This window comes from Bulleidia sp. zg-1013 (assembly GCF_019798045.1).
In the GTDB taxonomy this organism is placed as follows: domain Bacteria; phylum Bacillota_I; class Bacilli_A; order Erysipelotrichales; family Erysipelotrichaceae; genus Bulleidia.
Map to the genome: position 1 here is coordinate 1 of NZ_JAGXEX010000004.1, position 26,385 is coordinate 26,385.

25 protein-coding genes and 1 other RNA gene are annotated in these 26,385 nt (G+C 36.8%); 4 read left to right on the forward strand and 22 right to left on the reverse strand.

What is annotated here, in order from left to right:
- Positions 1-214 precede the first annotated feature (214 nt).
- A complete protein-coding gene (locus K7I92_RS04150) occupies positions 215-1,363 on the reverse strand; it encodes a CapA family protein (protein WP_220282184.1) in 1,149 nt (382 codons plus the stop codon).
- A gap of 97 nt (positions 1,364-1,460) precedes the next feature.
- Between K7I92_RS04150 and K7I92_RS04155 the strand changes: the two genes are divergently transcribed.
- On the forward strand, positions 1,461-2,720 hold the full coding sequence (locus tag K7I92_RS04155) for a methionine gamma-lyase family protein (RefSeq protein ID WP_220282185.1): 1,260 nt from the start codon (positions 1,461-1,463) through the stop codon (positions 2,718-2,720).
- 219 nt (positions 2,721-2,939) lie between these two features.
- Here the strand turns inward: K7I92_RS04155 and K7I92_RS04160 are convergent, their stop codons facing one another.
- The 3 genes from K7I92_RS04160 to pnuC all read right to left on the reverse strand — a co-directional run bounded on the left by K7I92_RS04160 (position 2,940) and on the right by pnuC (position 5,523).
- Entirely contained in the window at positions 2,940-3,695 is a 756-nt protein-coding gene (locus K7I92_RS04160; protein WP_203245759.1) for an SDR family NAD(P)-dependent oxidoreductase, read from the reverse strand.
- The gene (gene efp, locus K7I92_RS04165) at positions 3,679-4,236 is read right to left on the reverse strand and encodes an elongation factor P (protein WP_203245219.1); all 558 of its coding nucleotides are present in this window, start codon (positions 4,234-4,236) and stop codon (positions 3,679-3,681) included. The genes K7I92_RS04160 and efp overlap by 17 nt, the downstream gene beginning before the upstream one ends.
- Before the next feature lie 72 nt (positions 4,237-4,308).
- A complete protein-coding gene (pnuC, locus tag K7I92_RS04170) occupies positions 4,309-5,523 on the reverse strand; it encodes a nicotinamide riboside transporter PnuC (RefSeq protein ID WP_220282186.1) in 1,215 nt (404 codons plus the stop codon).
- A 199-nt stretch (positions 5,524-5,722) separates the two neighbouring features.
- Between pnuC and ftsH the strand changes: the two genes are divergently transcribed.
- Positions 5,723-7,585 carry an ATP-dependent zinc metalloprotease FtsH gene (ftsH, locus tag K7I92_RS04175; protein WP_222150659.1) on the forward strand — a complete coding sequence of 621 codons (1,863 nt, stop codon included), beginning with the start codon at positions 5,723-5,725 and terminating at the stop codon, positions 7,583-7,585.
- Here ftsH and K7I92_RS04180 read toward each other — a convergent pair.
- The 7 genes from K7I92_RS04180 to K7I92_RS04210 form a co-directional block, all read right to left on the reverse strand.
- Positions 7,582-8,667 (reverse strand): CdaR family transcriptional regulator, encoded by a 1,086-nt coding sequence (locus tag K7I92_RS04180; protein ID WP_203245216.1) that lies wholly within the window; start codon positions 8,665-8,667, stop codon positions 7,582-7,584. The two genes, ftsH and K7I92_RS04180, sit on opposite strands and share 4 nt — an antisense overlap.
- 30 nt (positions 8,668-8,697) lie before the next feature.
- On the reverse strand, positions 8,698-10,269 hold the full coding sequence (locus K7I92_RS04185; RefSeq protein WP_220282187.1) for an FAD-dependent oxidoreductase: 1,572 nt from the start codon (positions 10,267-10,269) through the stop codon (positions 8,698-8,700).
- 130 nt (positions 10,270-10,399) lie between these two features.
- Complete coding sequence (gene rpiB, locus K7I92_RS04190; protein ID WP_203245214.1) at positions 10,400-10,834, reverse strand: ribose 5-phosphate isomerase B; 435 nt, start codon at positions 10,832-10,834, stop codon at positions 10,400-10,402.
- Complete coding sequence (gene lgt / locus K7I92_RS04195) at positions 10,831-11,592, reverse strand: prolipoprotein diacylglyceryl transferase (RefSeq protein ID WP_220282188.1); 762 nt, start codon at positions 11,590-11,592, stop codon at positions 10,831-10,833. Before lgt ends, rpiB begins: the two co-directional genes overlap by 4 nt.
- Positions 11,585-12,193 (reverse strand): DUF308 domain-containing protein, encoded by a 609-nt coding sequence (locus K7I92_RS04200; RefSeq protein ID WP_203245212.1) that lies wholly within the window; start codon positions 12,191-12,193, stop codon positions 11,585-11,587. The genes lgt and K7I92_RS04200 overlap by 8 nt, the downstream gene beginning before the upstream one ends.
- Positions 12,194-12,647: 454 nt before the next feature.
- Complete coding sequence (locus K7I92_RS04205; protein WP_220282189.1) at positions 12,648-13,181, reverse strand: DUF1697 domain-containing protein; 534 nt, start codon at positions 13,179-13,181, stop codon at positions 12,648-12,650.
- A 48-nt stretch (positions 13,182-13,229) separates the two neighbouring features.
- Positions 13,230-13,724 carry a GNAT family N-acetyltransferase gene (locus K7I92_RS04210; protein WP_220282190.1) on the reverse strand — a complete coding sequence of 165 codons (495 nt, stop codon included), beginning with the start codon at positions 13,722-13,724 and terminating at the stop codon, positions 13,230-13,232.
- A gap of 78 nt (positions 13,725-13,802) precedes the next feature.
- On the opposite strand from K7I92_RS04210, the gene K7I92_RS04215 reads away from it, so the two are divergent.
- Both K7I92_RS04215 and K7I92_RS04220 read left to right on the forward strand, forming a co-directional pair.
- The gene (locus K7I92_RS04215; RefSeq protein ID WP_220282191.1) at positions 13,803-13,988 is read left to right on the forward strand and encodes a hypothetical protein; all 186 of its coding nucleotides are present in this window, start codon (positions 13,803-13,805) and stop codon (positions 13,986-13,988) included.
- 219 nt (positions 13,989-14,207) lie between these two features.
- The gene (locus K7I92_RS04220) at positions 14,208-14,438 is read left to right on the forward strand and encodes a tyrosine-type recombinase/integrase (protein ID WP_220282192.1); all 231 of its coding nucleotides are present in this window, start codon (positions 14,208-14,210) and stop codon (positions 14,436-14,438) included.
- Here K7I92_RS04220 and ssrA read toward each other — a convergent pair.
- The 11 genes from ssrA to K7I92_RS04275 form a co-directional block, all read right to left on the reverse strand.
- Positions 14,438-14,797, reverse strand: a transfer-messenger RNA (tmRNA) gene (ssrA, locus tag K7I92_RS04225). The genes K7I92_RS04220 and ssrA overlap by 1 nt on opposite strands.
- A gap of 33 nt (positions 14,798-14,830) precedes the next feature.
- Entirely contained in the window at positions 14,831-15,283 is a 453-nt protein-coding gene (gene smpB, locus K7I92_RS04230) for an SsrA-binding protein SmpB (RefSeq protein WP_203245209.1), read from the reverse strand.
- A 14-nt stretch (positions 15,284-15,297) separates the two neighbouring features.
- Positions 15,298-17,607: a ribonuclease R gene (gene rnr / locus K7I92_RS04235; protein ID WP_220282193.1), complete on the reverse strand. Its 2,310-nt coding sequence runs from the start codon at positions 17,605-17,607 to the stop codon at positions 15,298-15,300.
- Between the two features lie 40 nt (positions 17,608-17,647).
- Positions 17,648-17,884: a preprotein translocase subunit SecG gene (secG, locus tag K7I92_RS04240; protein WP_203245207.1), complete on the reverse strand. Its 237-nt coding sequence runs from the start codon at positions 17,882-17,884 to the stop codon at positions 17,648-17,650.
- A 53-nt stretch (positions 17,885-17,937) separates the two neighbouring features.
- Positions 17,938-18,570 (reverse strand): hypothetical protein, encoded by a 633-nt coding sequence (locus K7I92_RS04245; protein ID WP_220282194.1) that lies wholly within the window; start codon positions 18,568-18,570, stop codon positions 17,938-17,940.
- A gap of 229 nt (positions 18,571-18,799) precedes the next feature.
- Entirely contained in the window at positions 18,800-20,149 is a 1,350-nt protein-coding gene (gene eno / locus K7I92_RS04250) for a phosphopyruvate hydratase (RefSeq protein ID WP_255594330.1), read from the reverse strand.
- Positions 20,150-20,175: 26 nt separating this feature from the next.
- Positions 20,176-20,928 carry a triose-phosphate isomerase gene (tpiA, locus tag K7I92_RS04255; RefSeq protein WP_203245204.1) on the reverse strand — a complete coding sequence of 251 codons (753 nt, stop codon included), beginning with the start codon at positions 20,926-20,928 and terminating at the stop codon, positions 20,176-20,178.
- 1 nt (position 20,929) lies between these two features.
- Positions 20,930-22,108, reverse strand: coding sequence for a phosphoglycerate kinase (gene pgk / locus K7I92_RS04260; protein ID WP_220282195.1), 1,179 nt, complete (start codon positions 22,106-22,108; stop codon positions 20,930-20,932).
- A gap of 119 nt (positions 22,109-22,227) precedes the next feature.
- Positions 22,228-22,881, reverse strand: coding sequence for a uracil-DNA glycosylase (locus tag K7I92_RS04265; protein ID WP_220282196.1), 654 nt, complete (start codon positions 22,879-22,881; stop codon positions 22,228-22,230).
- Positions 22,874-24,664 carry a DUF885 family protein gene (locus K7I92_RS04270; RefSeq protein ID WP_220282197.1) on the reverse strand — a complete coding sequence of 597 codons (1,791 nt, stop codon included), beginning with the start codon at positions 24,662-24,664 and terminating at the stop codon, positions 22,874-22,876. The genes K7I92_RS04265 and K7I92_RS04270 overlap by 8 nt, the downstream gene beginning before the upstream one ends.
- The gene (locus K7I92_RS04275) at positions 24,661-26,346 is read right to left on the reverse strand and encodes a phospho-sugar mutase (RefSeq protein ID WP_220282198.1); all 1,686 of its coding nucleotides are present in this window, start codon (positions 26,344-26,346) and stop codon (positions 24,661-24,663) included. The genes K7I92_RS04270 and K7I92_RS04275 overlap by 4 nt, the downstream gene beginning before the upstream one ends.
- Positions 26,347-26,385 lie beyond the last annotated feature (39 nt).

The window sequence follows — 26,385 nt, forward strand, 5'->3', positions numbered from 1 at the left end:
TCTAATTTAATGCGATCATTTTTTCCCCTTTTATGTGTAATTTCCATTTATCCCTTCTCCTTTCAAAGAAACAAAAAATGCAGACGATACATTTTTATATCTTTCTGCATTTATTTTAAAATTTACATATTTATCGAAAAATTTCAACACATATTGCGAACTAATTTTATTTTCAAAGGGAAACCGTTATTTTTGCGAATGTCTAAACTAAATCTTAAAGTTGTTCCAAGATATACTTCTTCACATCTTCCAAAGAACTTTTTTCCCACTCCCTCTTTTCTGCTTCTAAAGACAAAGGATAAATGATTTGAAAATCCAAGACCTCACCGGGAACACGACCACTTCTCTTTTCCTGTAAAAAATTCTTTTTCCACTTTTCTTCACTAGCATTTTTAAATTCATCTGGCTTTTGATACAACAATTGACGCTTATAAGCCGCCACCATCATTTTCGCCGCCAAAGGAAGTAATAAACGATACTCCTTTTCATTCACATTCTGAAAAATAGATGGTAAAGGGCAAGCTTCAATTCTTCCTGTCTTGCGATTGATGAAAATACCCTTTGCCTCCCAAGTCATTTTTTCTTTCGTGAAATGTAAGCGAACCACCTCGCCAAACTCTGTATTGAACTGACTACGTTGATAATCTGTATCAAAAATGAAATTCCCTAAAGAATAGAAAATCATCTTATCACCTACTATCTCATAATTCATTGGTACATGCGGATGATGAGCCACAATCACATCTGCTCCCATATCCAAATAAGTCAAATAACGATTACGAGTATAGGGAGAAGGTAAAGAAGTAAATTCTTCCCCTCCATGAACCACCAGCACACACCACTTACACAATTTCTTAATTTCCTGGATACTTTCTTGAATCAATTCCATTTCATTCCATAAATAACAACCCGCTTTATCTTCGCCGGCCGGTTTACAGCCTCTACGATAACCCAAACTGAAAATACCAATACCACCAGCTTCATTTAAGTAAATAGGTCTTCTAGCTTCGGCTATATTCATTCCTGCGCCAATTGTCTGAACCTGATGCAGACGAGCTAATTTCAAGGTATTTTCAATTCCTTTTTCACCTGCATCCATAATATGATTGTTGCAGAGGTTCCAAATATCAGTCCGCATCTTTTTCAATACAGAAATAGCTTTCGGATTCATCGTATGCACCAATTCACGGTCGCTTTCTTTCTGTTCAACCAAGGCTCCTTCCACATTCACAACCACATGGTCAGCCTCATGCAAAAAAGCCATTATTTCTGAATCAATCAAATCCTCATCTTCCCATTTATGATTCATATGTTTATCAAAACCGATATCACCTGTAAATACCAATGAACTACTATCTTTCATTTCAACCTCTTCATTATTTTCTCTATCATCATAGCACGCATTCTTTCTTACTTAATACTAGAGTATAATGATAAGCGCAGAAAAGGAGTTTTATAAGATGATTCAAAATCAAATTAAACCAGAACTATTCAAACTAGCCGAACAATCCGATATTGATTTAAAAGAAATTTATGCACACATTGACGATGTCTGTCTTTATAATTCCGATCGTATTCTTTCTGCTTTTATTGAAAACAAGGTTTCTTATTCCGATTTTGCGGACATTAACGGTTATGGTAACTACGATGAAGGTCGAGATAAATTAGAGTGCATCTTTGCTCGTGTTCTTGGTTGTGAGGATGCCTTGGTTCGCCCACAAATCATGTCAGGCACCAACGCTTTATATCTAACCTTTTCTGCCCTTTTAAAACATGGAGATACGATGATTTCCCTAACCGGAACACCCTATGACTCTTTGCAAGAAACGATTGGTTTAAGTGGTAATTCCAGTCAATCCCTAAGAGCCAATGGTGTACTTTATGAACAAATCGATTTAATTAACAATGAGTTGGACGAAGAAAAAATTATTACTCGTTTAAAAACACCTAATGTTCGATTGGTCGAAATTCAACGTTCTAGGGGTTACTCTTCTCGTGATTCTCTTTGTTTGAATAAGATTGCTCATGTAATTCAGAAAATCCGTGAAGTAAACCAAGAGGTAATAATCATGGTGGATAATTGTTATGGCGAGTTGGTTGAAAAACAAGAACCTGGTCATATTGGAGCCGATGTGGTTGTTGGCTCTTTAATGAAGAATCTAGGTGGAGGAATTGCTTCGACCGGTGGTTATGTAGCTGGTAAAAAAGACATCATTCAAAGTATCGCCGACCGTTTAACCGCTCCTGGTATTGGTAAAGAACTGGGAGCGAACTTTAACACCAACAATTCTTTCTTTAAGGGCATTTTTATGGCACCAAGTGTGGTAAGAAATGCTTTAAAGACACAAATATTCACTGCCTATATGCTGGAAAAGCTACATTATAAAAACGTATCCCCAAGATACAATGAATGTCGCACTGATATTATCCAAACCGTCGAGTTAGAAACAAAAGAAAACTTAATAAATTTCACCCAAGGCATTCAAGAAACCTCACCAATCGATTCCTATGTGAAAGTACTACCGGCCACAATGCCCGGTTATCCCTTTGATGAGGTTATGGCTTGTGGGGCATTTACCCAAGGTAGTACCATTGAATTAAGTGCTGATGCACCTGTTGTTCCACCTTATACACTCTACCTACAAGGTGGTTTATCCTTAGAATATGGTAAGCTATCCATTCTTCTAGCTTTATCCAAATTGAACACAACTATCCAATAACCCGTTACAACGGGCTTTTTGTTTCCAAGATACCAGAAATTATCAAAAAGGCTTGGTTGATTTTTGCCAACTATACCATTTCCCTAAAAAGAAAGCACTAGTGTACAGGTCTTTCCCTGCATCAGCTAGTGCCTTGTTTTTATATGTTTTTCAATCTACAAATTTTTGCTTACTCCAACATTTGACATAGAGTCTTAAAAAATAATCCGTCATTTCTCACTAACAACTTCCCATTTGTCCACCATCGATACGAATGACCGTATTATTGATGTAGCTTGCTTCATCACTAATTAAAAAACGAACCAAATTAGCGACTTCTTCCGGTTTACCATAGCGCTGAACTAGAATCTTTTCACATTCCTTTTGCAAGAAATCCTCATCGTAGCCATCCAGCTCACTCTCTGTACCAATAAAACCAGGTGCAATTGCGTTCACATTCACGTATGGCGAACACTGCCATGCTAGGTTATGGGTTAAAGAAATCAAAGCCGCTTTCGAAGCATCGTAGTCAAAACTCATAGGATAATAACTATTCATTCCATTAGTAGAAGAAATATTGATAATCTTACCATACTCTTTTTCAATCATATGAGGATATACTCTCTTTGCGCAATTGTATGCCCCCACCACATTCACATCCAAAGTCCGACGAAATTCTTCAGCTGTCTTTAAATGGAATAAATTAGATAAATCAATCGCTGCATTGTTGATTAGAATATCGATATAACCTAACTCTTTTTCAACTTGGCTGACCATCGCATCCACTTCATCTTCCTTAGAAACATCCGCCTGAATGGCCAGACAAGGCATAGGACACTCCTTATCTAACATTTCTTTTAAAGCCAACGCTTCTTTTTTTGAGTGTTGATAATTAATCACCACAGCGTATTGATGCTTCGCCAATGTCATAGCAATTGCTTTACCAATCCCTTTAGCGGCCCCTGTAATTAAAGCAATCTTAGGCACGACTTGCATATTTACCATCAGCGGTAGACACAAGAATCTTTTCCCCTTGTTCAATAAATTGAGGAACGCGGATTGTGATTCCTGTATCCAAAGTCGCATCCTTTGATTGCGTTGAAGGAGCGCCCTTAATTGCCGGTGTTGTTTCCACGACGGTTAACGTTACCTTATCTGGTAAATCAATGGATAACACATTGCCATCAAAGAACATCAATGTGACTTCCATACCATCCACTAAGAAATTCTTACTGTCACCAACATGCGCATCATCCAATTCATACATTTCATAAGTTTCTTGATCCATGAAATAGTAAATAGAACCATCATTATATGAATATTGTGCATTCTTCTTTTCAATCATCGCCGCTTCAAACTTTGTTGAAGCGTTGAAGTTTCTCTCTTGCGTCGATCCTGTCTTGAGATTCTTCATCTTTGTTTTTAAAATAGCTGCTCCCTTACCTGGTTTCACATGTTGAAAATCCAGAACAACCCATGGATCATCATCCACTAATACGGTTAATCCCGTCTTAAAATCACCTGCTAAAATTGCCATAGTATCCTCCTAAATCAATTCTGCTCACACTAATTCTAGTCTTTTCAAGTCATTCACGCAATTAAGCTTCTCTTAGAAAACTGTTAGTCTCTCTTCTTTATGAGACTTAATATACTTTGTCCACTTAATATAGCCATAGGTTGAATTGGTTAAATAACCAAGCTTCAACACCAATAAGACGTATTGTCCTAACATAATATTCATCGTTGCCTCTAAAATAGCACTGATAAACCACGCCAACCATTGTTCACGAAAGCGAAAGAAAATGAATAAACCATTCGCTATACCAACCGCTGTTGCGCAAGCATCTAAATACGCAAGCCAAGTGGCTACTGTACGATTCATCACAAAGTCAGTTTGAATATCTAAGCCACTAATAAAGTAGCCAACTACAACTGTAAAGACCACAATTCCACTAATAACTAAAACTTCTTGCCAACCAGTCAAACGGCGCACAATGGTTAAATCTTCATCTTCCCTATCTTCATGTTTCGACCAATTGATAAAGCTTAAAATATCAATCGGTATCCAGAACAACAATGTAACCACCATAGACGCAAAGCGATACATCAAGACCAAGCTAATCGCTATTTCAACCAATTCCACTGCAATCGAGACAAGGAAATTGTATTTACTTTGTTTCGATATTAATAGTTCACATAAGATATTAAGGAAAGTATCCATGAGGTACAACCACATAATGATAATTCCATTCACCCCATTCGCACTTTCCGATGGAGAGACGATGGCGACTATCGTCGCTAAAACCATAATCGATAAGAACCACGACTTCTCGTAGGTCGTAAACATTTGTCCAAAGACAATCATAATCAATAATGAAATGGATAAGATTGTTAAGGCTGAACATAGATTAAAAAAGAACATTGTTTTTTCAGCCATCTTTTCTTTATAAGTAGCCTGTATTTTTTCTAAATTAGGATTTTTCTCTGTAAAGAATAAGTTCGTACCATCTTGACTTTTGTATTGATGGGCTTGAATGGTATCCTTTTCCAAATGGTCGTATTCCTCTTTGGAATAATTCACAATCATCTTTTGTTCACCCTGTCGGTAAACCACATCAAATACCGTCGCATCTTCACTGAAATCTTCATTTTCTTTATCCCTTGTCATTTCTAGTTGACCAACGTATTTGGTTTCACCCACCTTGGCATTTAATTTTTGGTAACCCATTCCACCAGAGACGATTGCCCCAAGCATCAACAGTGCAAAAATAAGTGTCGCAATTTTGATCATTTTCTTTGAAAAATCAATTTTTATTTTCTTCATTCATTCAACCCCTTAGCTCTGTTTCTATTTCTAAGCCAAAATCTTACTTATTATAATATAAAGCCACTCTTTTTGACGAATAAATAAGTGACCGTCTGTCAACACACAACTTCACATAATCAACCTGCTTTACAATTCAACCGGGGATGATAAAATAGTTTTAGCACTTTTTCATTAAGAGTGCTAAAGAGGTGACAATATGAATATGAATAATAACAACAATAACAAACAACGAAAACCGTTGTTGTATTACTACTCTTTGGTTATGTTAGTGCTGATTTCCATGAATTTAATCTTGCGACCAATTGTCCAGCAACAAAACATCAAGGAAACATCCTACACCACTTTCATTGAGAAAACCAATAATAATCAAGTTAAGAAAGTCCGTGTCGAACAAAATCAAATCTATTACGAAGTTGAAAACGATAAAACCATTTATAAAACAGGGGTTATCCATGATCCGCAATTAACGCAACGTCTTTATGAACACAAAGTAGATTTTTCTTCCACCATCAAAGAAGCAAGTAATACTTGGATAGACATTCTATTAGCTTGGATATTCCCGATTCTAATCGCTACTTTCTTTGTTCGTATGTTGATGCGAAATGCCACTAAGAATGGTTCCAATTCCCCTCTTGGTGGTGGAATATTTAACTTTGGTAAATCCAATGCACGTGTACATGAGAAATCCAAAGAAGATATTCGCTTCAAAGACGTTGCCGGGGAAGATGAAGCCAAGGAAAACTTACAAGAAATCGTCAACTACTTACATGATCCAAACCAATACAAATCCATTGGTGCTACGATGCCGAAGGGCATTCTCTTAGTTGGTCCTCCGGGAACGGGTAAGACCATGTTAGCGAAAGCCGTTGCCGGTGAATCCAATGTGCCATTCATCTCTATTTCCGGTTCTGAGTTTATTGAAATGTTTGTTGGTATGGGAGCTTCCAAAGTTCGTGATTTGTTTAAAAAAGCGAAAGAAAAAGCACCTTGTATCGTCTTCATTGATGAAATTGATGCGGTTGGCGGTAAACGCTCCGGTAACATTGGTGGTAATGATGAGCGTGAACAAACTCTGAACCAATTACTAACGGAAATGGATGGTTTTGAAAACAATAATGGGGTGGTTATCCTAGCTGCCACAAACCGTCCGGAAAACCTTGATCCGGCTTTACTTCGTCCAGGTCGTTTTGACCGCCGTGTGCCTGTTGAATTACCGGACCTGCAAGGTCGTGAAGATATTTTAAAGGTTCATGCTAAGAAGGTAAAAACAGAACCAAATATTGATTACAACATCATTGCTCGTATGGCTTCCGGTGCTTCTGGTGCTGAACTGGCGAATATCATTAACGAAGCCGCTTTAAGAGCTGTTCGTGAACATCGTCAAGCCGTTAGTCAAAGAGATTTAGAGGAAAGTATCGAAGTTGTCTTTGCCGGTTATCAAAAGAAGAATGCGATTTTAACGGACAAAGAAAAGTTGGTTGTTTCTTACCATGAAATAGGTCATGCCCTAGTGGCCGCTTTACAAACACATAGCTCCCCTGTGCAAAAGATTACGATTATCCCTCGTACTTCCGGTGCTCTTGGTTATACCATGCAAGTGGAAGAAGGAAACCATCCTCTATACACTAAAGAAGAATTGGAAGAAAGAATCGCGACTTTAACAGGTGGTCGTGCCGCTGAAGAAGTAGCGTTTGGTTCAATTACAACCGGAGCTTCCAATGATATTGAACAAGCCACTCGATTAGCTAGAGCCATGATTACTCGTTACGGTATGTCTGATTTTGATATGGTGGCGATGGAAACCGTGCAGAATAAATACCTAGGCGGCGATACATCTATAGCTTGCTCCGATGCGACAGCTGGTGAAATTGATAAGAAAGTCGTTGCTTTGGTTAAGAAGCAACACGATTTAGCAAAATCCTTATTAACCGAACATAAACAAGACCTAGATAAACTAGCTCAATTCCTTTATGAAAAAGAAACCATTACCGGTGAAGAATTCATGAATATCTTGAATGGAACAAGTGGACAAGTCCAAACAGACGAAAACCAAGACTAATCATCTTGGTTTTTTTCTTGATAGTGCATAAATCGTAAACTAAGCTCTAACAAGGGCTCTTCTTTCTTTAAATCCAGCCCAAACAGTTCTTCCATTTGTTTGAAGCGGTATTTAACAGTATTTAAATGAAGCTTTAATAGCCGAGCACATTCACTTTTAGAATAATTGCCTTGAATATAAGCCTCTAAGGTTTGACAATAGTCACTGTGGTATTGGTTGTCATAATGTTTCATTCGCCATAATGATGGAAGAATAAAAGCCTGACCATTATATTTTTCATTCAAGCTTTGATAAATAAATTCCCAATACACATCTTCAAAATGGAGAATATGTTTCCTTTTAGAAAGAGCGAAAGAGGCTTGCTGATACGCTTCTGGCAAATACTGTAAATCATCGTAATAAAAAGAAGATCCGGAAATCATTTCCTTTTCCAAAACAATTGATTGGTTGCTTAAAATAAGAGCTTGTTCTTGTTGCACATAGGCAATCTTCGGTTCAGGAATTTGCTTCAACCAATTCCATAAATACGCTTGGGCATTACTATTGTTCTCAACCATCTCCACTAACCATAAACGATAAGAACGATGCCAAGGTAATTTATTCGGTGTAACATCTGAAGAGCGATGGAGCAATTGATATAAATAATATTCTTTTGAAGAAAAAGGAAGTTGTTCTTTTTGTTTGCGAAGATAAATCGAGGCTCCTTGTACAATTTGTTTTAAAACAGAGGATGGAATAGGAACACCATCTACATTCATAATCGTCAAACGACCAATCCGTTTCTTCCCTTGGCGAACATCCAGAGCATAGGTTTGCACATGAAAAAAATAATCTTCAAAGGATTGGTACTCTTCTTCTAAGCTACGATTGGATAAAGTATTATTCCATTGATCCAGCACTTCTAGCCAAGTGGCACTTTCTTGTATCCTTTTGAGATATTGACTAGCGTTTTTATAGTTAGATATCGCTAATACTTGAAAATATTCATCCATCAGCCACATTGGACATTGGATTTCTTTAGCAACCGCATTGATATAAGCCTCAAGCGTTTCACATTGATAAACAAGTTCAAATACATCCATATTCTTATTTTAGCACAAAGAAAAAGGGAACTATTTCGAGTTCCCTACGTACTTCGCCGCTTGTTGACCAGCCATGCGTCCGCCTACTAAAGCAAACATCATGGATACACCTTCCACTAATGGATAGGAGTTGTTGTATTGTTCAGCAATTTCATTCCCTGCCGCATACAAACCCCTGATAACCGTACCATTTTCCTTGATAACTTGTTGACTTGCATTGACTAAGACACCGCCAATACCACCAAGAGAAACAGGACGAGCTTTAACAGCGTAGAAAGGACCATCACCTAAGCTTTGCATATACTTCTTGTCCTTACCAAAGACAGTATCCTTACCCGCCTTTGCGTCAGCGTTGTAAGCTTTAATCGTTTTTGCTAAGGTTTCAGCATCAATATTCATTGCCTTCGCTAATTCTTCAACTGTATTTCCTTTAAAAACGGTCTTTTTAGAAACACCTTCATCCAAAGCTTTTCTAAATTCAGTCCATGGCTTATTCACATCAAATAAAGGAACTGTTGGTTCGTATTTTACAACTTCCTCAATACCCAATGCTTTTGAGCCACCTTTTTCTAGCTTAGAAACCATTTCTTCACTAAGAACGGAATAGTAGTATTCCCCTTGCGTGGCTGCTGCGTTAGAACTTAAAGCTGTATCATAGTTCAAATCTTCAGGGCAGAAACGAGATCCTCTTTGATTAATCCACACAGAAGTGGATAAGTAAATAGCTTTCGCAATTTCATCCTTACCAGTTCCTGTTTGGATGCCGGAATAAGAAGTAACACCATGGTATTGTTGAATGGTTTTACCAACACCTGCCCCAATTTCTTGGGACATACGAGCACCGTCTCCGGTTTGTGTTCCAGTTGTGAATGTTTCTAATGGAAAACCAACTTTCTCTTTAATCACATCTTTGTTAGCACCAAAGCCCCCCGTTGCTAAAACAACAGATTTTGTTGAAATGGAATATTCTGTACCATCTTTTGCTTTGGCTACAACACCTGTCATCACATCGTCTTTTGTTTCTAGCTTTGTGGCTGGTGTTTCCATTAAGATTTCACCACCTTTCGCTTGAAAATTCTTCGCCAAACCTTGGAAATAACTTAATTTTTTAGTTTGATCTTTAAAAATATGATAGGTTTGATACCCATCTTTATGCGAAGCTTGCTCCGTTCCCATAAATGTGAATGGTAAGCCATTTTCTTGCAACCAATCAATTGTTTCCCCAGAACGACTAGCGATATTATAGAATAAACTACCATCACTCATCCAAGCGTTATAATCTTGCCAAGACTTTGTGACATCTTTTGCACTAAAAGTACCAGCAACACCGGATTCTTTTTGAGCTTTGGAATTAATTCCCATAACTCCACCCGCAAATTGTGAAACACCACCTACAGAAGCCGCCTTTTCTAATAAGATTACCTTGGCTCCACCTTGTTGAGCTGATAATGCGGCACTTAAGCCGGCAGCACCTGCACCAATAACCACAACATCTGCTTGTTTCTTTTCGACTTTTTTAGCTTGGTTTGTGGAAGAACCGGAACAACCTGTCAGTAACATTGCCAAGGCAACCGAAATTGCCATTATTTTTTTGAATTTCATCTTTTCTCTCCTAACAAATTCATTTTTTCACCAATTAAAAGAACTGTCATTGTCCGTTTCGGACAAAATAAAAACAAAGTTTTTAGACTTTGTTTTAAACACTTTTATTTTCACAAATGAGACGTATTTTTCAACGAATTTGATTCAATAAATCCACTCTTCTTTGGTGACGACCACCTTCAAACTCTGTTTCTAAGAAAGTATCTACAATCATCTTAGCTAACTCATCTCCAACCACCCTTGCTCCAAAAGCAATAATTTGAGCATTATTATGTAAACAGGCCATCCTAGCTGAATAAGGATCACTGCAAATACCACAGCGAATACCTTCTACTTTATTACAAGCAATGCCAATACCAATGCCGGTTCCACAAATCGCAATACCACGCTCTACTTCACCGGCCATAACTGCCTTTCCTAATGTTTCACCATAGTTTGGATAGTCAACGGATTGAGTTGTATCAGTACCATAATTGATAAGCTCATATCCTTTTTTACTTAGATAATCAATAAGCTCTTTTTTTAATTCTACAGCACTATGATCGCCGGCAATCCCAATTTTCATCCAATAACCACCTTTCTTTTGTTTTCAAATACCAATAGGGCAATTCCACCTATCACTACAAATAAACTAATAAATTGTGAAGTAGATAAGATACCAACACTACCACGAATCAAATCACCACGGATAAATTCAATCATAAAGCGACCAAAGCCGTACAAAATAAGATACCAAGCTCCTGTCTTATTGGATTCTTTTGTCCTAGTTAGAACATAGTATAAAATAGCGAAAATAATGAAATTTCCTAAAGAAGAAATCAATTCTGTTGGGATAACCTTTACATTTGCCCCGGGACCTAAAGAATCGGCCGGGAAAGTTACACCATACCAAGCATCTGTTGGTATTCCATAACAACATCCCGCCAAGAAACAGCCAATACGACCAAATGCTTGAGCTAAAGCAATACATGGAACCAATACATTAAAATAAGTAAAAAAATCTAAATGATGATGACGACAATATAAGTAACCCACCAAAGCACCTGCAATAATACCCCCATACACCACAAATCCTTGTGAACCGAGAACGGCAATTGGATTAGCCATAAAACTCTTTAAATCCGTTAAGATAAATAAAGCTTTCGCCCCAATAAAGCCCACAATGACACACAAAAAAATTAAATTATCAATCTTATTCGTTTCCAGATGAAATCGTTTCGCCAATCTTTCTGCCATCCAGAAGGCTGCTAGAATACCTAACGCAATCATGACACCATAGCCATGAATGGTCACTGATCCAATTTTAAACCAGTTATTATACATTTTCTTCCTCACTTTCTTTCACTTCTTCCCTAGGAGTCTGTGGATTTTTTAATGTTTCAACGGCTTTTTTATAGGAATTTTCCAAAACAAATAGAGCAAATAAATCTGATATACCGGCGTATATTAAACCAATACCAATCACAATAAATAGCACTTGTTGCGACTGATGCCCTGCTAATATAAAGATAACCACTAGACCAAGGATTAACGCAACAACCGATAAAATGAAATAAGTCATTTCTTGATTGGATTTAATTCTATGGGCAACAACGGCTTTCTGAAGCTTCATTAAACCACTAGACATAATGACTAGACCTAATACAATTGGAATTAGAGTTAAAATTAAATCTTTTTGAATGATAATGACCAATCCGGCTAAGATGGATAAAATACCAAATACGAAATCGTTTCGGTATAAAATTTTATCAATATCTAAAACAAAGTAAGTTGTTAATAAGATAACACCAATGATGACGAATACAAGTCCTACGCTTATGGATAATAATTGGGCACTCATCCCTGGAAAAAGCGCCATAACAGAACCAATTAAGATATATAAAGTAGCGGAAAGAATCGACATATTTTTTGATTCAGGAAACATACATTCACCTCTTTACTACTTATTGTATAATAAGATACTTCAAAATAACAAAATATCTATTACAATAAACCGTTCAGGTGTTTCATCCATCTTAAGAAAATGGTTTTCCTTAGCATGAATCATTCATACGAACTTAGTAGAGCTATATCATAATATCCATTGAAAAAATACTTATAACAAGACAGCAATTCAAATTCATGAAGGAAAAAAAGAATTGATACACAATTTTTCGAGTAGGAGATTTCTTACGGTTCATATAAAAAGATATTTTTTATTGTCTGATTTCCTACTTAAGCCTAGAACATACAGTAAAAGAACAGAAAAGATAGATACAATATTGAAGTGAACCCCCAAAAGTTGGATAAACAAATAAAGGAACTTCACTTCATTTTTTAATTTACTGTTCTTGTGTTAGTTATGTTCCATTGTTACTTCAATAAGATGATATTTATTCCTATTTCTTACATAATTCGACTAAATGCTCAACAACATTTAATTTTCTCATTGTCATGGTTATTGAAAGCTGTTTTTCAAGATAATTTGTATTCAATCTTTTTGTACTTGCATTTCTCGGAAGATACATATACAAACATTCAGAACCAATAATAAACTTTTCATCTCCAAAATCTTTATTTTCAAGTTTTTTTAGTTCATCTTCTCCCATACTATCGTTAGTGAATACTAAATGTATTCTTGAAAAATCATAATTTTCATTAAAAGGATTTTCTTCAATAGCTATCTGTAATTGATTTTTTTCTTTTATGATAACACTTAAATCTGCTCCTATTTCTTTAGCTATTGTGTCATGAATTAATTTTGCCGTTTCTTCTTTTGATAACTCTGTTTCCAAAATAACATTACCACTTTGAATATAAGTCCTTACATTTTTCAATCCTACATTTTCAAGTATTTCTACCAAATATTTCATTTTAGGTATTCTATTTTTCCCTGTCGGTGTTACTCCTCTCAATAGTGCAATTACTTCCATATTCTAAAACTTCCTTAATCTGACTTTCAACTCAATTTAAGATATTCATTAAAGTTTTATCTCATATCCAAATTCATGTAAAACAAAACCATCATCAAATTTTTCTTCATAAATACCTTTGGCTTTGTTAAATCCACTTTGGGTATAAAGATTGATAGCAGGCTTATTTATATCAACCACAAATAGTCTTAAATATTCCGCTCCAAAACTTTTACTAATATCTTTTGCTTTATTTAACATATAGCTGCCTATTCCTTTACGAAAATATTTTTTATTTACTCCTAATCTGTCTAAATAGAATACCTTGTTACTTCTTTTCTCCCATTCAACTGATGTTTCTCCGATATTCTTCTTAGTTAAAGCAAAAGCTGAAACTATTTCATCTTTATCAACTAAAACAAATAGCTGTTTTTCCCTAATATCTTCCGCAAAAAATTCACAAGGATAAATCTCGTCCCAAATTTCTATGTTTTGTTTATTCATCTCTTGAATAATACCTTTGTATACTTTTTTTAATTGGGGTAAATCAGCTAAAATTGCCAACCTAAACTCCATTTTCCATCCACCGCCTAAAGTGCTTTTACTGTACCCCAATTCTAGCACAAAAGGAGAATTTAAGGCATGCCTGTTTATAAGTCTACTGAAAAGACCAAAGATGGTCGAAGATGGTATTTTAAATTCTATTACACTGATGTTTTGACTGGGAAAAGCAAAGTATATAAATCAAAAAAATATGCTCTAAAATCTGAAGCAACCACTGCTGAAGCAAAAAAAATTGCTACTTACCAATATAACCGATCAAAATAAGATTACGTTAAATCAGGTATATGAAAAGTTTTTAAGCAATAAGAAAATATCAACAAGACCTCAAAACATTCGTGAAATTGAAGCCATATATAGACATATCGATTATTATTTCAATGATGAATGGTATTGTTTTGGAGGTATTCGTCCTTTAAACGAATCATATATGGATACTATAAAAGCAATAGCAACCCAAAAATTCGGATTGCTTAAAATACACGTATGCATGACTTCAGGCACAATTGTGCCGGTTTACTCATCAATAATAGGGCAAATGTAACCGTTGTAGCGAAATATCTTGGTCATGCCAATATTGAACAAACACCAAATACATACAGCCATATGTTTGTTGATAGATTAGATGAAGTGGTTGATAAACTTAACGAAATAGCGAAAAATATAATTGAAGTCAGATATAAAAAACCACCATTTAAAGCGGTTTTTTTACTATAAAGTGGAGCTGAGGGGAGTCGAACCCCTGTCCAAGAGAAGTCCCACATTCGAGCCTCTACAGTTTAGTTACTTTGTAATAAGACGAATACTTCTAAAGCAACCAAGATATATTCGAATTTGTCTATTGATTGTCGGAAAAATAAGCTAGACCATTATTCTTCGTATCCGTTTTTTTACACTATTGAAAGCAGACGGCTACTCTTCCAATAGGGCGCCGCGAACGCCTCTAGCGCTAAATCAAGCAGCGAATGCGAAGCTTGCGCTTCTATTTGTGTTTGCGTTTAATTTGTTTAATGATTAGGTCATCACTCCACTGCCACTCGAATCAAACATTAACCTGTCGAAACCTTGACAGCCCCATGCGATAACTATAAACGAGTTTTTATCAGAAATCAATATCGCTTTAAGGCTTTCGCCATCTCTCTTTTCGCATCCCTTTCCTTTTGACTTTCTCGCTTATCATGAAGATTCTTACCCTTAGCCAATGCGATTTCTAATTTTGCCTTGCCATTCTTCAAATAAATACGAACTGGAATTAATGTATATCCTTTTAAACGAACCTTTTGTTCCAAACGACGAATTTCCAATTTATGTAACAATAACTTCCTATCTCTTGTTTCATCAACATTGAAAATATTGCCATATTTATAAGGAGAAATATGTAACATCTTAACCCAAGCTTCGCCATTACGAATGGTGATATAAGAATCCTGAAATTGAACCTTAGCTAAACGGATGGATTTAATCTCCGTACCCGTTAATAACATCCCACATTCAAAATGATCTTCCAAGAAGTAATCATGCGAAGCACGACGATTTATCGCCATCACTTTTATAGAATCCATGTTCTCTCCTCTCCTTATCGATACCTAATTTTTTTCTTATGTCCCTTTTTATCAAACAATTTGTGGCTTTCTTTTTTTCGTTTTGCATGATCTTTATAAATTTTCGGCTTTTTCTTATCCTTTTCAAATTTCTGCTTACGATCCTTTGGATTATCCCAATATGAAATAGAATCTTCTTCTCTTCTTCTGGAATCCAAGGATTTCTTTCCACGATCATCTTGAAACTTCTGCCTTGGTAATACAAATTCAAAAGTCACATTACCCTTTTGTTTATCCGCCTCAACCACTTTAACTTTAACCGCTTGACCAATGCGATAGGTAACGCCATTTCTTTGCCCAATCAATTCATTTCGATCCTCGTGGAACATATAATAATCCCCTGGGATAGAACGAGTTTGCACCAAACCCTCTACTGTATTTTCCAATTGAACAAAGACACCAAAGCGAGTAACGCCTATAATAATCCCATCAAAACGTTCACCTAAGTGGTCTTGCATATATTCTGCTTTCTTCATATCCAAACAAGCATATTCTGCATCGGCACAATTTCTTTCTTGCCTAGAAGCATGTTCCGCAAATTCTTGATTACGACTATTATCCTTGTCCTTATTCCACTTCTTATTCCCATCAAATACATATTTCCACAACATTCTATGTACAATCAAGTCTGGATAACGACGAATTGGTGAAGTAAAATGCAAATAATCTTGTTCCGCCAAACCAAAGTGACCACGATTCTGAATATCATAACGAGCTTTTTGCATGGTTCTTAGCATCATCATATTCAAAACCGGAGCACTATGCTCATCTTGAATACTCGTTAAAAACTGTTGCACATTCTTAGGACGAATATTCGATGCCTTTAAGGTAAAAGGTTTTCCTAAAATTTCTGCCAAATGACGATATTCTTTGATACGCTTTGCACCGGGTTCTTCATGAATACGATAAATTCCAGGTATTTTATGTTCCTGTAAGTATTTAGCAACCGCTACATTAGCCGCAATCATGCAATCTTCAATCACTTCTTCGGAAACTCCTCTTCGTTTAGCGTAAATACGAATTGGTTTTCCCTTCTCGTCCAGATCCATAGACGTTTCCGGATGCTCAAAGTTAATCGCCCCTTTGTTCACTCTTTCATGACGAATAGCATCAGCACACTCCAATAATGCCATGAAAAAGTCACCCATTGAAGCGTATTCTTTCATAACACTTTCGTCACCAATCAAAATTTGATTAACTTTGTTGTAGGTCATTCTTTCTTTTGAGTTGATAACCGATGGATAAACATCATAGAACACAATTTGACCTTTCTTTGAAATTTGCATTTCACAAGTCAATGTCAAGCGATTCACATGAGGATTTAAAGAACAAATACCATTTGACAATTCATGTGGTAACATCGGTACAACTCGATCCACCACATAGGTAGAAAAGGAACGTTGTTGTGCTTCTCTATCCAAAGCCGTATCTTCTTTGACATAACTAGAAACATCGGCAATAGATACCCACAAACGATAACCATCCTCATTTCTTTCAACTGATACCGCATCATCAAAGTCTTTTGAACTATCCCCATCAATTGTCACAAAGGTTTGATTACGCAAATCTTTTCTACCAAGTAGTTGTTCACTCTGTACTTCCCGGGGAATAAATTTTAATTCTTCTACGACTTCATCTGGAAACTCTAAAGGAATTTCATGGTCCACTAAAATTGAAGCAATATCTGTCCCCGGATCATCCTTATGTCCAATGGCTTTTAGGATGATAACATCTAAAGGATTACCATAACCGGTAATATGACCAACCACCTTTAAACCATCTATTACCAAAAAATCTTTAGAATATGATAAACGAACTTTCCTTTCTTTCAAACGTTCATCATCAGCTTCAAAATAAATTTTCTTTCCTCTCACCAAAAGCGTACCAACAATCGTATCCTTCGCTCTTTCTTTAATCGCAATCACTTTCGCAAAAGGAGGAATTTTTAAGGCTTGAATAAGAACCAAATCACCATGCATCGCACTTGCTAAATCAGCCGTTTCAATTCGATAGGACTTTTCATCTTCCATATCCACAAAACCAACACCCATTCGATTTACCGACAAGCGTCCTTCCATCACTTTGGCTTGACTTTGGGTTAAAAATTCATTATGCGTATTGCGGAAAACAAGGTATTCTCTCTCCATTTTTTCTAAAATGCGGTTCAAGCGAATAAAATCAGAGGAAGAAACCATTTGAAAAGCCTCCAAGAGATGTGACACTGTGTGTTTATGCCTTGGTTCTGTTTGTAAGTAACGCAATATTCTTTTTTCTAATTCTTCCATAAAGATCCTTCATACAAAAAACCGGTAGGATTACCGGCTTTTATTTAACGACGCGAATTGCGACAACTAAGATAAAGAAGATAACACCCAGAATTAAAGTCATATTGGAAATGACTTTCTCAGATCCTCTTTCCTTTTGATTCGCAAATAAGTTCAGTCCACCGTTTCCTGTAAACGCTCCAGAAATACCATCAGACTTACCACCTTGTAACAACGTTAAGACGATGATCAAAGCAGACACAATCATTAAGATTGGATTCAGAATATTTGTTACCATTTATACCACCTTTTTATCACAAGAATTATAGCATCTACTTTCCATTTCAACAACTAGCCTACTTTACAAGCTGGGTTATCACTATTACAACCACCATCTTGGTTCTTTTCTTGGGCTTGTTTATTTTGCTTCACAAACTTCGTTAAGCGTTGTTTTAATGCACCCTTCTTTTCACTTGTCCAATAATCTTTGGTTTCCATTCCGGAAATATCACTAGTTTCATTATCAAAGCCAACAATCTTGCCATGTTCAACAAATAAAACTAAAGGCACATAAATCACCTGTTTGCCCTCATTATCGTATCGTACAATCTTTTTACCTGTCGTATTTACTTTTTCCAAAGTAGACGCAAGCTGATCATAGAAAGAACGGTCGGCTTTCTTTTGTTCATAAATATTAAAATACTTTGTTTTAAGAGAAGCATCTTTTAAAACATCATTGAAATAAGGGTAATAAGCTTGACACCATTTACATTCCGGAAAGCCTAGTGTTAAGACACCTGTTCCATGTTCTAAAAAGTTTAAAACATCCTTTTTTTCCATTTGTTCGAATTGGTTATCTTTTGGTAAATCCTTATAAAGAGTGGATAAATTCGCTTCCCTTTTTTCTGTTGGTTTCACTGTTTGTTTCGCACAAGCCACCAATAAAACCGCAAGCAAAGAGAAACATAACCATTTCTTTTTCATAGCTTTTCACTCCTTTCAATTCAGCCCAAATATACCATACTTTAGTCTTGAAGTCTAACCAAAATGATGTCTTAAAGTTTAATTATAAATTGAAACATTAATTGCAAATGATATTTTTTAATAAAAGTAGGATTGTTTTTTAAGAATTTTTAAGTTTTAAAAACCAAGCTTAAAAAATCAAATAAAAAAGAAGATTTCAAATGAGAAATCTTCTTCCTTGATAAAAAACTTATTTTGAAGAAACAGCTTTAACGTTGTAGAAAGCCTTTCTACCACGGTATTGAGCCACTTCATCTAATTCTTCTTCAATTCTCATCAGTTGGTTGTACTTCGCAATACGATCTGTACGACTTAGAGAACCAGTCTTGATTTGACCGGCATTTGTTGCAACAACCAAGTCGGCGATAGTGCTATCTTCAGATTCACCGGAACGGTGAGAAACAACAGCTGTATACTTAGCTTCCTTAGCCATTTCAATCGCATCTAATGTCTCTGTTAACGTACCAATTTGGTTTACCTTAATCAATACCGAGTTAGCAGCACCAAGTTCAATACCCTTCTTGATGTAAGTTGTGTTTGTAACGAATAAATCATCACCAACTAATTGAACCTTTTCACCTAAACGCTTGGCTAATTCAACCCAACCGTCCCAGTCATTTTCTGCTAAGCCGTCTTCAATAGAAATCAATGGATACTTTTCAACCCATTTTTCTAACATTTCAATCATTTCTTCGGAAGACTTTTCACCTTCACCGGAACGAGCTAAGACATACTTACGCTTTTCCGAATCATAGAATTCAGAAGCGGCTAAATCCATTGCAAAGCAAATATCCTTGCCTAATTCATATCCAGCTTCTTTAACAGCTTCAACCATCAATTCTAATGGACCTTCATTTCCTAATGTTTCTAATGGACCATTATTACCGGCAATGGTAGATGGAGCGTAACCACCTTCATCACCAACTGATGTGTTGTAACCATACTTCTTCAATACCTTCTTCAAAGCATGGAAAGTTTCAGCACCCATACGAACCGCTTCGTGAACACTGGAAGCACCTACAGGCATAATCATATATTCTTGACAATCTGAAGCCGAGTCTGCATGCTTGCCACCATTTAAGACATTCATCATAGGAACAGGCAATACTTTTGCGTTTGTGCCGCCAATGTATTCATATAATGGAAGACCGCAAGAATCAGCAGCGGCACGAGCGGCGGCTAGAGAAACAGCTAAAGTAGCATTAGCTCCTAAATTACTCTTAAATTCTGTACCATCTAATTCAATCATCACTTTATCAATTAAGACTTGATCAAATACATTCAAACCCTCAACAACCGGAGCAATCTTTTCATTGATATTTTCCACAGCCGTTAAAGTCCCCTTACCTAAGTAACGGTTCTTATCACCATCACGTAATTCTAAGGCTTCGCGTTCACCGGTGGATGCACCGGATGGAACGATAGCACGACCAAAGGCACCAGATGCTGTGTAGATTTCAGCTTCTACTGTTGGGTTTCCACGTGAATCTAACACTTCACGAGCAAATACTTCCGCAATTGGATCAATAAAATTAGGCATTCTTATATCCTCCTATCCTAATGTAATTACTTTGTTGCATCAATGAGTTCTTTAAAGGAGTCTTCTTTAAGCGAAGCACCACCAATTAAAGCCCCGTCAATATTTTCACAAGCCATGTATTCCTTGATATTACCAGGCTTTACCGAACCACCATATTGAATACGAACAGCTTGAGCTGTTACTTCATCATATAAAGCACAAACGGTTTCACGAACTAGTTTACAACAAGATTCAGCCGTATTGGAATCCGCTGACTTACCAGTACCGATAGCCCAGATTGGTTCATAGGCAATCACCATTTTTGAAACTTCTTCAGCGCTTAAATTCGCTAAAGAACCAGTTAATTGTGTCTTAATCACTTCTTCTGTCTTACCAGCATCGTATTCCGCTTCTGTTTCACCAATGCATAAGATAGGTGTAATACCATCTTGGAATAAACGCTTAGCCTTAGCGGCACAAGCTTCATTCGTTTCGTTGAAGTAAGTTCTTCTTTCGGAGTGACCAATAATACAATAAGTAACACCCACTGCTTTTAACATCGGAACAGATACTTCACCAGTATAAGCACCATTGTCCTTTTCATGACAATTTTCAGCCGCAATGATTAAATGCTTCGCATTGCGAACAGCCACATCCAAATCCACAAATGGTGCGCCAATACCATAATCGGCCTTTTCATCACCCGTTAAAGTAGCTTCAATGGCTCGCACAAAAGCTTCTGTTTCAACCGGTGTCTTATTCATTTTCCAGTTACCAACAATAATCGGTTTTCTAGTCATTTTATTTTTCAGGAATAATCGCAATTCCCGGTAACTCCTTTCCTTCCATATATTCAAGTGATGCTCCACCACCGGTTGAAATATGGCTGAACTTCTCTGCATATCCTAAGTTCTTAGCGGCCGAAGCGGAATCCCCACCACCAATAATCGTTGTAGCGTTTTCCAAACCGGCTAATTCTTCACAGATAGCGATGGTTCCCTTAGCGAAACGTTCATCTTCGAATACCCCCATAGGACCATTCCAGAATACTGTCTTAGCACCTTCTAATTCTTTCTTGAATAATTCAACCGTCTTAGGACCAATATCTAAGCCCATGAAATCACTAGGGATATTACCTGCTTCAACCGTTTTGATTTCCGTTGGATTTGAGAAATCGTTTGCAATAACGGTATCCACCGGTAAGAATAATTTACCATGACTCTTTGCCATGAATTCCTTTGCCAAATCCATCTTATCTTCTTCTAATAAAGAAGTTCCAATTTCACCGCCATTGGCTTTCGCAAATGTATAGGACATGCCGCCACCAATAAGAACCTTATCGGCAATCTTCAATAAGTTTTCAATAACACCAATCTTATCCGATACCTTGGCACCACCCAAGATAGCAACGAATGGACGTTGAGGATCATTGACTGCCTTGCCTAATACGTTTACTTCTTTTTCAACCAAGAAGCCTAAAGCACTAGGTAAATGACTAGCAATACCCACGGTTGAAGCGTGTGCTCTATGAACAGAGCCAAACGCATCTTCCACAAACAAATTCCCTAAAGAAGCCCAATAAGCCCCAAGCTCTTCATCGTTTTTGGATTCACCCTTTTCATAACGCGTATTTTGCATCAAGACAATGGAACCATTTTCTTGTTTCTTCACTGCTTCTTCCAATTCAGCACCACGAGTCGCATTCACAAATTTGACTGGAGCACTTTGAAGCTTTGCAAGACAATCTGCCACGATAGACATATCATTCTTCGCTTTGTCTTCCTCCGTCTTCACCTTTCCAAGATGGCTAAGCAATAATACTTTTGCACCTTGTTCTGTTAAATAATTGATGGTAGGTAATGCTGCACGAACACGATTATCGTCCGTAATAACACCATCTTTATGAGGTACATTGAAGTCAACACGAACAATGACGTGTTTTCCTTTTACCTCTAAGTCTTTAACCGTAACCTTTGCCATGGTTATCCTCCTTTTACTTGTTTATTATATCACTAAGTTTTCAAGGCTTTCTATCCTTTTCATTGACTTTCTGGGTGTAAGCCTTTTCATGTAAAAAACGATTCCCTAAGAACCGCTTTTTACCATTGAATTGAATCATAACCCCATTGTTCTAATTGTTCATTCACCTTACGAAAAACATTTGAACCAAAGAAACCTCGATGCGCCGATAAAGGAGATGGATGAGCTGACTTTAATACCAGATGTTTCTGATGGTCAATCCACCTTTCTTTCGCTTGTGCTTGTCTACCCCAAAGTACAAACACCACATGTTCCTTTTCAGCACTAATCTTCTGTAACACTGTATCCGTAAATTCTTCCCATCCTTGTCCTTGATGGCTTAATGGTTGCCCTTCTCGGACAGTTAAAATGGCGTTTAAAAGAAAGACGCCCTGTTTCGACCAATCTTGCAAATTTCCTTTTTGACGTTGATAACCATATTCACTTTGAATTTCTTGAAATATGTTTTTTAAACTGGCTGGTAGACTTCTACCTTCTTTCACTGAAAAAGCTAATCCATGTGCCATCCCTCTTGTTGGATAAGGATCTTGACCTAAAATGACAGCTTTAATCCGGTCAAAAGGACATAAATCAAAAGCATGAAAGATTTCATCTAATGGTGGGAAAATAGCGTGATGACTATATTCTTCCGCAACAAATTCATGGAGATGCTGATAGTTTGGATGACTAAGCTCTTGTGCTACATAACCATTCCAAGCTTTTGTTTTAGTCATTTAAAATAAGCTCCTGAAAACCTTGAATCAAATCTCGAATAAAATTCTTGAAAGAAATTTCTTTTTGAACACCTTTTTTGATCAAGAAATCTTCTACATCTTTTTCCACCATCCAAAAAGGACGATCACCATTTTTTAAGAATACTTCGTGCAATTCTTTTAAAGAACCCACACCAAGTTTTTCAACCACTTTGTACTTCATTGTTAAAAATTGAGCTAAACCAACTCCATAAGGTACATAAGCCGCCGGATCACGCACCACAACATCGTATAGATTCTTCGCTGCATCTCCGCTTAATCCTTTGCTGTTTACATAGCTGACAACATCTTCTTGCTTCCAACCAAGACCATTAACACCAATATCAATCGCCGCTGAAAGCATATAGTTGATATTCGTTAAAGAACGATTATATTCCACTGCTTTTTTATTCATACCGGAAAATTGCCACATGGCATCTTCCACATACATAGCCCAGCCTTCACTATAACCAATATGACTAACCACTGAACGAATTGGATGCGGATTGGTATTTAAATACCAAGTCATTTGATATAAATGACCGGGATAGCCCTCGTGGGCTAAGGTTGAATACATTTCATTAGTATTGCTGACGGCTTTTTTGTTGATACGAATTACATTATTTTGAATATCATCAATCATTGGATTTAAATAATAAGCCACAACTCCATCATTCGCTACCGATGGATCCAAATAACTAGCCTTGTACTGTACCTTAGCAGGAGTAGGAAATAGCTTTTCTAAGTTCTTCTTATGTCCTTCTAAAATAGCGGTTGGGTCTTTTGGAGGCAGTTTTTCTTCTACTTCACTTTCCTTTGAAGACATCGCTACCGATACTAACGATTGAACTTCTTTATCCAAAGCCTTATCAACAACATCAAAGATTTCTTTAGGACTTCCCTTGCTGTTCGATTTCTGACGTAATAAATGACTGTAATACGTCAATCCACCTTTCATATCATAAAGCGTTTTCCCTTTACGACTACCACGAAGTGCCCCTAATTCTTTACGAATCTTTTCATAACAAGGGATGTAACTTTGCAAAACAAGTTCACGATTCTTCTTTTCATATTCGGCTTTTTTTGCACTAGATAAACCCTTAATAGCTCTCACTTTTTCATGGAAAGTAAGAATTAAAGCACTATCTTTCTTTTTCCTAACAAACTTATTGATTTGTGAGATTGTTTCATCCAAGGCTTTATCGCTCATAAAGAAACCACGACCGGCTTGGTCCTTGGTCATCGTCAAAGCCCCATCCACATAAGATGGAACACTTTCTAAAACCTTAAGATAGTTTTTAATATCTTCTTCATTTTTAATTTTAAATTCAGTAAAATTTGTTGTTAAATTCGTCACCAAGCCGGATTGTGGCAAAAAATGAAATTGAAAATCATAGAAATTTTGGCTTCCACTTTCCTCTAAATAGTCTTTCAATACATCATAATCCACTTTTTCTTGTTCACTTAGTTTAGAACGATCAAACTGTTTTAATTCTTCTAAGGACTTCTTATTTTCTTCTAAGCCTTTTTCATATTCTTTTCGACCGGGTGCTTTACCAAGAGAAATATCTTTGACTTGAATACCATATTTCGCCGGATTTTTGACAGAGAAATGAAGATTCATATAATCTTCTTCCATGATGTCCTTGAATTGTTTCATTTCCCAATCACGAAAGCTTTGCTCAGCCTTGACCGGTGTCAAAAGTGATATTGCCATCCATGCACAAGATAAAGAGATTATTAATTTATTTCGCGTAATCCTCATGATTGCTCCCCTAGATGAAGTTGTTGTTGCAGTTCTTCTAAGAATGGAACTGCCTTTTGTTTAGCAAGTGTTTCATTCGCACTAACAATTGTAAGATAAATCTTTAATTTTGGCTCTGTACCGGATGGGCGAATCATAACTTGAGTTCCTGTTTCAAAACGATACGAAAGGACATTGGCTTTTGGTAGACCTGTTTCAGCTTGATAATCCACAATATCCACCACTTTTTCCCCGTTCACCATAAGCAATGGATTTTCACGAAGATGGCTCATAATAGCTGCCATCCTTTCCATTGCCTTAAATCCAGTAAACTCATAACTATTTACCTTAGAATAATAATATCCATGTTTCTGATAAATTTCTTGTAAAGCTTGCATAATAGAAGAACCAATAGAGCGATAATAAGCCGCCATTTCACATATCAACATACTGGTCACAACTGCATCTTTGTCACGCACATAAGTTCCTGATAAATACCCATAGCTTTCTTCAAAACCAAATAAGAAACGTTCTTCTTCTCCTTTTTCTTCTAAATGATGAATTTGGTCGCCAATCCATTTAAAACCAGTTAAGGTATGGCGTAATTCAATACCATACTCTTTCGCCACTTCATCTGCCAAAGGTGTCGATACGATAGAACGAACTGCGACTGGTTGAGTCACCAAGATACCTAATTCTTTTTTACTCTTGGCTAAATAATCCAAAAGAAGAACACCCATTTCATTGCCACTAATCAATCTATATTCTCCATTCTCCAAACGTGCCGCAATTCCCACACGATCCGCATCTGGATCCGTTGCTAAAACAAGGTCAGCTTCTTTTTTCTTGGCTAAAGCAATCCCCAACTCCATCGTTTCTTTCTTTTCTGGATTTGGATACGTACAAGCTGAAAAATAACCATTTGGATACGCTTGCTCTTTGACTAAATAAATATCCTGAATACCAACTCGTTTTAAAATTTCACAAACCGGGACTAATCCTGTTCCATTCAAAGCACTGTACACCAACCGCAAACCAGATTGTTTCACTGCATCTTTACGCACTTGTTGAGAAAGAATGGCTTGATAAAAGGCTTCTATACATTCTTCAGAAACAAACTCAACCAAACCGGCTTGCACAGCCTTCGCAAATGACATCTTCTTAATATCCCTGAAAATATCGGTCTTCTGAATTTCCTTGTAAACAATTGCAGCCCCTTCATCTGTTAATTGACAACCATCGCCGCCATACACTTTATAGCCATTATAAGTCGCTGGATTGTGAGAGGCTGTCAACATAATTCCAACTCCACAATGATAATAACGCGTCGCAAAGGATAAAGCTGGCACCGGCATCGCCGCACTATATAAGTAAACATGAATACCATTCGCCGCTAATACCGAAGCCGCCTCTTTCGCAAAATCCCATCCTTTTAAGCGGGTATCGTAACTAATCGCTACTTTTAGATTTTGGATTTGCTGAACATAATTCGCTAATCCTTGGGTGGTTTGACGCACCACAAATCGATTCATCCGATTTGTACCAACTCCTAAAACGCCTCTTAACCCGGCTGTTCCAAAGCTTAAAGACTTACCAAAATGGTCTTCAATCACATCTTCTTGACCTTCCATTTCGTGTAACTCTTCAACCAAATCTAATTCCTCTAAATCTTGTTGGCACCAACGACCGTATTCCACATTCATACAATTCCCTCCTTATCTAAAAAAGAGGAGCATAAAGCC